The sequence below is a fragment of the bacterium genome, assembly GCA_035295165.1.
Lineage (GTDB): Bacteria > Sysuimicrobiota > Sysuimicrobiia > Sysuimicrobiales > Segetimicrobiaceae > JAJPIA01.
This window is the reverse complement of the sequence record DATGJN010000117.1, coordinates 89,099-96,280: the sequence shown is the minus strand read 5'-3', so window position 1 is coordinate 96,280 and position 7,182 is coordinate 89,099. Positions and strand designations below refer to the sequence as shown.

Here is a 7,182-nt window from a genome sequence, read left to right as displayed (position 1 = left end):
GCGTGCTCGATCGTCATCGCGTTCGTCCCGCCGATTCGCTGGAGGGTGTGCTCGAGGCCGACCGGGAGGCCCGCGCGGACGCGGCGGCGTCGTACGCGGCGACGTAGGGCGCCGCGCGACGTCCCCCGGACGGGGTCGGCGGCGGCGAGAGCAGGCGAACTCTGCTGTTGGACGTGCCCGGGGTCCCCGAGGACTCGCGTCATCTCGGCGAACACTCGGGGTGGGCTAAGGGAGGGTGGTTGGCGGTGCCAACGATAGTCTTAGCGATTCTGGCTCTGGAGTTGATGATCCTGGTGCACGAGCTCGGCCACCTGATCGTGGCGAAGCGCGTGGGCATTGCGGTGCACGCGTTCGCGATCGGCTTCGGCCCGAAGCTCTTTGCGTTCACGATCGGGGAGACCACCTACAGTCTCAACCTACTGCCGGTCGGCGGCTACGTCAACATGGCCGGTGAGGACAACGAGACATCGTCGCCCGACGTGCCGCCCGAGCGGCGGTTCCGCGCCAAGTCCGTGGGTGCGCGCCTCGCCGTCGTCTGCGCCGGACCGGCGATGAACTTCCTGCTCGCGATCGTGCTCCTGGCGGCGACCGCGGTTTCGTACGGCGTTCCGTCGCACGTCAGCACGCGCATCGACAAGGTGGTTGCGGGCGATCCGGCCGCGCAGGCCGGGCTGCGGCCCGGTGACGTCATCCTGGCGATCGACGGCCGGCTGATGCGCGACGACGGCAACGAGGTCATCCGCCTTATCCATACCAGCAACGGCCGCACCCTGTCGTTCCTGATCCAGCGCGGGCCCACGCGCTTCTTGGTGCACGTGCCGACCAAATACGATCCGCGCCAGCACGTGTGGTTGACGGGGTTCTTGCCCCAGGTCGCCCGCAGCCACCTAGATCCCGTCCGCGCCCTCGGCTGGGGGGCGCTCACCACCGGTCGGGACATGGTCGCGTATCTGACCGCGCTCGGCACGCTGGCGCGTTCCGGCCAGCTCCTGGGGCAGCTTGGCGGCCCGGTGACCGCCGTGAACGTGCTCGGCCAGGCGGCGCACGCCGGCGGGGAGACGTTTCTGTACTTCACGGCGTTCTTCAGCATCATCATCGGGCTGTTCAACCTGTTTCCGCTCCCGGCGCTGGACGGCGGCCGGGCGGCGTTTCTGGTGGTCGAGGGGTTGCGGCGGCGGCCCGTCGATCCGCGGCGCGAGGGCTACATCCACCTGGTGGGGCTCGCGCTGCTGCTGTGCTTGATCCTTGCGCTCACCGTCCGCGACATCATGCATCCGGTGCACCTCACGCTGCCGTGACGGCGTCGGTGGCAGGAGTGGTGGTGCGGGTGCTACAATAAGACGTTTTAAGACGTTCACCGAACGCTTGAGGAGTCGAGCATGGACCGTACGCAAACACGACCGGTGCAAATCGGGCGTGTGACGATCGGCGGCGGTGCCCCGGTCGCCGTGCAGTCGATGACCACCACCGATACGCGCGACCCAGACGCCACGGTCGCCCAGATCGAGCGCCTCGAGACGCTCGGGTGTGAGATCGTCCGCGTCGCGGTCCCAGACCAGGTAGCCGCGGCCGCGCTGCGGGAGATCAAGCAGCGTATCCGGCTGCCGTTGGTCGCGGACATCCACTTCGACTACCGGCTCGCGCTCGCGGCACTGGAGTCCGGGGTCGACAAGCTTCGCCTCAATCCCGGCAACATCGGATCGGCCGACCGGGTGCGGGTCGTGGCGCGAGAGGCCAAGGCCCGGGGCGTTCCGATCCGCGTCGGGGCGAACGTTGGCTCAATCTCGAAGGAGATGCTGCGGAAGTACGGCGAGCCGTGCGCGGACGCGCTGGTCGAGAGCGCGCTCGAGGAGATCAAGATCCTCGAAGATCTGGACTTCCACGATGTCGTCGTGTCCGTCAAGGGCAGCGACGTGGAAATGGCGCTGGAGGCGTACGTGAAGATCTCCGAGCGGATGGCCTATCCGATCCACGTCGGCATCACCGAGTCGGGCACGGCCTGGGCCGGCACGGTCAAGTCTGCGGTCGGGCTCGGTGCGATCCTGTCGCGCGGGATCGGCGATACGATCCGCATCTCGCTCGCCGCGCCTCCGGAGGAGGAGGTTAAGGCCGGGTTCGAAATCCTCAAGGCGCTCGCGCTGCGCCTCCGGGGCCCGATCCTGATCGCCTGTCCCTCCTGCGGGCGGGCCGACGTCGATATCGTCCGACTCGCGCAGGAGGTGGAGAAGCGCATCGCCGTGTACGCGGTGCCGATCAAGGTGGCGGTGATGGGGTGCGCCGTGAACGGCCCGGGCGAGGCGCGCATGGCGGACCTCGGCGTGGCCGGCGGCAAAGGCATGGGACTGATCTTCCGCAAGGGAAAGGTCGTGGCGAGCCTGCCCGAGGCGCAGCTCCTGGACGGCTTGATGAAGGAAGTCGAGGAGATCGTGCGGGAGAAGCAGGCGGTCGCCCCCAAGGGGTGAGGCGCCCGAGACCGGGCCGGACGTCCCCGGCCGGCCCGCGCATCTGAAGGAGGGAGCAATGCGGAATATCTTGGTCGAGACCTTGTCCGGGGTTCCGGTCGGGGACACGCAGGTCGAGATGGTGGAGCGGAAAGGCATCGGTCATCCGGACTCGATCTGCGACGCGATCATGGATCGGGTCTCCGTGGAGCTGAGCAAGGAGTACCTGAGCCAGTTCGGACACATCCTCCACCACAACATCGACAAAGCCTTTCTCGTCGCGGGAGACGCGCAGGTCCGGTTCGGGGGCGGCACGATCCGGGAGCCGATGAAGCTGATCTTCGGCGACCGGGCGGCGTACGGCCTCAACGGTCGCGAGCTGCCGATTCGCGAGATCGCGATCCGGACCGCCAAGAACTGGATCCGTGAAAACCTCCGGTTCGTCGACCCGGGAGGATCCGACGACCAGGACGGCCCGCACATGATGTACCAGAACGAGATCAAGCCCGGGTCGGCCGAACTGGTCGACATCTTCAGCCGCGACACCGCCGGCGCGAACGACACGTCGGCCGCCGTGGGCTACTGGCCCATGACGGAGACGGAGCGGCTGGTCCGCGAGACGGAACAGTACATCAATTCGCGCACGTTCAAGGAAGAGTTTCCTGAGTCCGGCGAGGACGTGAAGGTCATGGGCGTGCGGATGGGACGTGAGCTGCGCCTCACCGCGGCGGTGGCGTTCGTGGACCGGTTCATAGAGGGCGAGGCACACTACTTCCGCCGTAAGGAGGCGTTGTACGACGCCGTCATGGCGTTTCTGGCGAGACGCACGACGATGGACAAGGTGGTCTTCGATCTCAACACGCTGGACGAGCCGGGCAGAGGGATCAACGGCGTGTACCTGTCCGTGCTGGGTACGTCCGCGGAATCCGGCGACAGCGGCCAGATCGGACGTGGCAACAAGGTCAACGGGGTGATCGCGATCAACCGCCCGATGGGTACGGAAGCGGCCGCGGGAAAGAACCCCGTCGCGCACGTCGGCAAGATCTACTCAATCTTCACGCACCTAGTGGCGCAGAAAGTCTACGAGGAAGTGCCGGGGCTCCGGGAGGTCTACGTCTGGATGGTCAGCCAGATCGGGAAACCCATCGACCATCCGGTCACCGCGGCGCAGATCATTCCGGACAAGGGGCTGCGGAAGTCCGCGGTCACGCGTCGTGTCAGGGAGGTGCTCGACCGGGAGTTGGCCGGGATCCACGTCTTCTGCCGGGACCTGGCCGAGGGCAAATATACCGTGTGTTGATCGCCCGCGCATGGCGGGTCGCGTGCGAGTGCGGCTGCTGGCTGGAGTGCTGGCAGCCGCGCTTGTGTTTACGGCGTGCACGGTGCGGCGGACGCCGGTGGGGCTCGGCCCGCCGTTCTTGCGCGTCGCGCGGGTGACACGAGTGTCCGATGCCGCGGCGTCGAGTCCGCCGACGTGGAGCCCGCAGGGCCGCCTACTGGCGTTCGGGACCGACGACGCCGTGTGGCAGGTGCGGCCGGACGGGACCGGGGCGCGTCGGTTGGCTGCGCTCCCGCGCGTCACCGAGGTCGCGTGGGCGCCCGGCGGACGCTCGCTCGCGGTCGTGTCCGCCGGGACGCTGTACACCGTGGGCCTCGACGGACTGCCGCCCGCGGCGGTGTCGACCGCAGCAGGGGTGCACCTCGTCACGTGGGCCCCGCGTGACGCGAGGCTTGCATACGTGGTGTCCGGCGGGGACCATGACGAGATCGCGACGTGGCAGGCCGGGAGCGACGGGCGACGCGCCCGTTCGGTCTCCGCGCCGCTGCCGCCGGGGTTCGCGGTGCAGACCGTGGCGTGGTCGCCGGACGGCCGGGATCTCGTGCTCGCGCTTGCCCGGCAGGGTGGCGCGGCGTCGACCCGGCTCCTGCGAATTGCGGTGTCGGCGCTCCACCCGGTCGCGATCCCGTTCGGGTGGCGGGATACGATGGCCGGACCGGCGTTCGACCCGCTCGGCCGCTTCGTCGCGTATGTGGGGGGATCACCCGACGCGGCGCGTGAAGTGCGTGGGCAGATCGTGGCCGTCAGGCTGGACGGCACCGGCCGCCGGACGCTGACTCCTGCGGGAGCCTATACGGGGTTGTCCTGGGCGCCGTCCGGAACGGCCGTGGCGTTCGGTGAGGTGATCGCGCCGAACGAGACGTCGGTCGAGGTCGTCGACGTGACGACGGGCGCCCGGCTCAGGATTGCGGACTATCGCCCTGAGATCGTGGAGTACGCCCGAGCGCTCGTGACGCGATGGGCCCCCGACGGGCTCGGCCTGGCATTCGGGACCGACACGGCCGACGGCCGGGGCCCGGTGTGGGTGGCCACGCTCGAGCGTCGCTGACGCGTCGAGCGTGATCGCTTGACACGCCGGGAGGGCCGTCCCACAATAGTACCTAAGACGAAGGCGCATGGCGGCCCCGCCCGCCGCGCGGGTGGGGCCGTGGTGTGCGGCGGTGCAGCCCAAGGAATCGCGCGCCGACGATCGGAAGGCCCCGTGCCCTTGCGCCGCCTGCGCGAGTTCGCGGGGTGGGCGACGGAGGTGGGAGTATGCCGATCTACGAGTACCGGTGCACGAAGTGCGGCCACCAATTCGAAGTGACGCACGCGGTCGCCGAGGCGGTGGAGCGCTGCGAGCGATGCGGCGCGCCGGTGCGCCGGGTGTTTTCACCCGTGGGAATCATCTTTAAGGGCGCCGGGTTCCACGTGAACGATTACCGCAAGACTCCGGCGCCGGCAGAAGGCGACGGGAAGTCGGCGTCCCCGTCCAAGCAGTCGTCCCCGTCCAAAGAGTCGCCCACACCATCGGCGACGGCCCCGGCGGCCGGGAGCGGCAGCGCGGCGTCCACAACCAGTGCCGGGACGAAGTCGTCCTAGCGACCACGTGGAAGCGAGGGCATGGCCGATCGGCCATGCCCTCGCGCTGCTTTTTGGCGTCCTCGCGTCGCTGCCCGCCGCCCCGGCGGTCGCGGCCGGGGTGGATCAGGGCCTGGTCGTGCACCTCGGGTTCGCCGGCGCCGTGCGCGTGGGGGTGCCGGTTCCGCTGGAGATCGAAGTCCCGGCACTGCCCGAGGGCGGCCCCGCGATGGTGGCAGTCGATGTCCCCGCACTCGGCCGTCAGACCGGCGAGGTCGTGACCACGACGATCGTGCCGTTCGATGCCGTCGCCGGCGCCGGCCGTGCGTTCGATGTCCCGGTCGTGCTGAGCGACATTCGCCGGCCGGTCGTTGTGCGGGTTCTTGTCGCTGGCCGGGAGCGGCTGCGCCGTGCCGTGCCGATCGATCCGATGCTGGTCGGCGGCCGCGTCGTGGTTGCACTCTCCGATGAGGCGGCCGGTCTGGAGCCCCTCGTGCGCCTGTCCGAGCGCGTGGTCACCGCGTACGTCGGCGCCGAGGCGTTGCCGCGCCGCTGGCAGGAGTATTCGGCTGTCGATCTCCTCGTGGTCCGCGATCTCGACCCCGCGCGCCTCGACGGCGCGCAACGCGACGCGCTCCTGACCTGGGTCCGCCTCGGGGGACGCCTGCTGGTCGTGGCCCGGCCGGGTCTCTTGCCGCCGCCGTTTCTTCAGGACGTCCTCCCAGCATCGGTCGGACAGGTGCGCGTCCTGCCTCCGCCTTCGCCCGGGTCGGTTCGGGCCGGCGACGATTTGCCCCCGGGACCTTACGCGGTCAGCCCGCTCGATCCTCGTATCGGTGCGACCATGACGCGGGCCGGCGGAACCGTGGTGATCGCGGGCGCCCGCGCGGGTGCAGGATGGGTGGAGCTGTGGGGGTTCGATCCCCGGCTTCCCGCGTTTGCCGAATGGCCGGGCCGCGTCCGCCTCTGGACGGCGGCGCTCGGCGAGCCGGCGCCGTCGCAGGTCCAGATCGACGCGGTTGCGGAGCAGCTACCCGCCGGGCCGTCGCTCGATCCGCTTGTCCACGCCGAGGTCGCCGGGGCCGTGTTCGTATATCTTGCGGCGCTGTACCTGATCGGCCGGCGCCGGGCGCTTCGGGCCCGCGCCCTCGCGAGCCTCGCGGTGGTCGCCGTAGCGCTCGTCGTGTTCTGGCGCCTCGCCATGGACGTGCGAGAGCGTTCCACCTCGGTGGTCGATGTCACGTTCGTGGAGCAGGCTTCCGGTACTGATGTGGCGCGGGCGTTGACCGTGGGCGCGGTCGCTGTGCCCTACGGGGGCCGGTACCGCGTGCGGGTGTCGGGCGGGAACGTCGTCGCACCCGTGACCGCCTCCGGCGATCTTCGGGCCGAAGTCACGGACCAGCGCACAGTGCTCGAGGGGACGCTCACCGCAGGGACCGGGCCGCGGACCTTCGCGGCGCTCGGCACGGTGTCCCGCACCGCACGCGCCGAGCTGGCGCAGCACGGGCGTACCCTCAGGGTCGACCTCGGCGGCGAGCGGGCGCACCGCGTCGAACTCCACTGGGGCGATCGTTGGTACTGGATCGGTGACATCCCCTCCGGCGGGTCGACGTTCGACCTCGATCCCGACCGGTGGGTGCGGTCCACCGCGGCGGATTCGGACAGTCATGATCGGTCGTGGATCTTCCTGGGCCCAAACGGCGGTGTTATAATGGGGGCTACCACGCCGGTTCTGGTCGGGGAGATCGAGCATACCGTGCCCGTGTTTCGTCTAGAGGACGGGGGAACGCTCGGCCAGCACTCCGCCATCTTGCTGTTGTCGGTCGAGAGGCGGTAGTCGAC

The 7,182-nt window shown here is 69.6% G+C and carries 6 protein-coding genes; all 6 read left to right on the top strand.

The genetic code is table 11. From position 1 onward, the window contains the following. The first annotated feature begins 245 nt into the window (after positions 1 to 245). The 6 genes from VKZ50_21585 (at position 246) to VKZ50_21560 (ending at position 7,177) form a co-directional block, all read left to right on the top strand. Positions 246 to 1,298, top strand: coding sequence for a M50 family metallopeptidase (locus VKZ50_21585; GenBank protein HLJ62322.1), 1,053 nt, complete (start codon positions 246 to 248; stop codon positions 1,296 to 1,298). Between the two features lie 81 nt (positions 1,299 to 1,379). Beyond that, entirely contained in the window at positions 1,380 to 2,462 is a 1,083-nt protein-coding gene (ispG, locus tag VKZ50_21580) for a flavodoxin-dependent (E)-4-hydroxy-3-methylbut-2-enyl-diphosphate synthase (GenBank protein ID HLJ62321.1), read from the top strand. 58 nt (positions 2,463 to 2,520) lie between these two features. Beyond that, entirely contained in the window at positions 2,521 to 3,741 is a 1,221-nt protein-coding gene (locus VKZ50_21575) for a methionine adenosyltransferase (protein HLJ62320.1), read from the top strand. A gap of 22 nt (positions 3,742 to 3,763) precedes the next feature. Continuing rightward, positions 3,764 to 4,828, top strand: coding sequence for a hypothetical protein (locus tag VKZ50_21570; protein HLJ62319.1), 1,065 nt, complete (start codon positions 3,764 to 3,766; stop codon positions 4,826 to 4,828). Between the two features lie 206 nt (positions 4,829 to 5,034). Beyond that, positions 5,035 to 5,361, top strand: coding sequence for an FmdB family zinc ribbon protein (locus VKZ50_21565; GenBank protein ID HLJ62318.1), 327 nt, complete (start codon positions 5,035 to 5,037; stop codon positions 5,359 to 5,361). 7 nt (positions 5,362 to 5,368) lie between these two features. Continuing rightward, entirely contained in the window at positions 5,369 to 7,177 is a 1,809-nt protein-coding gene (locus VKZ50_21560; GenBank protein HLJ62317.1) for a hypothetical protein, read from the top strand. The last annotated feature ends 5 nt before the right edge of the window (positions 7,178 to 7,182 follow it).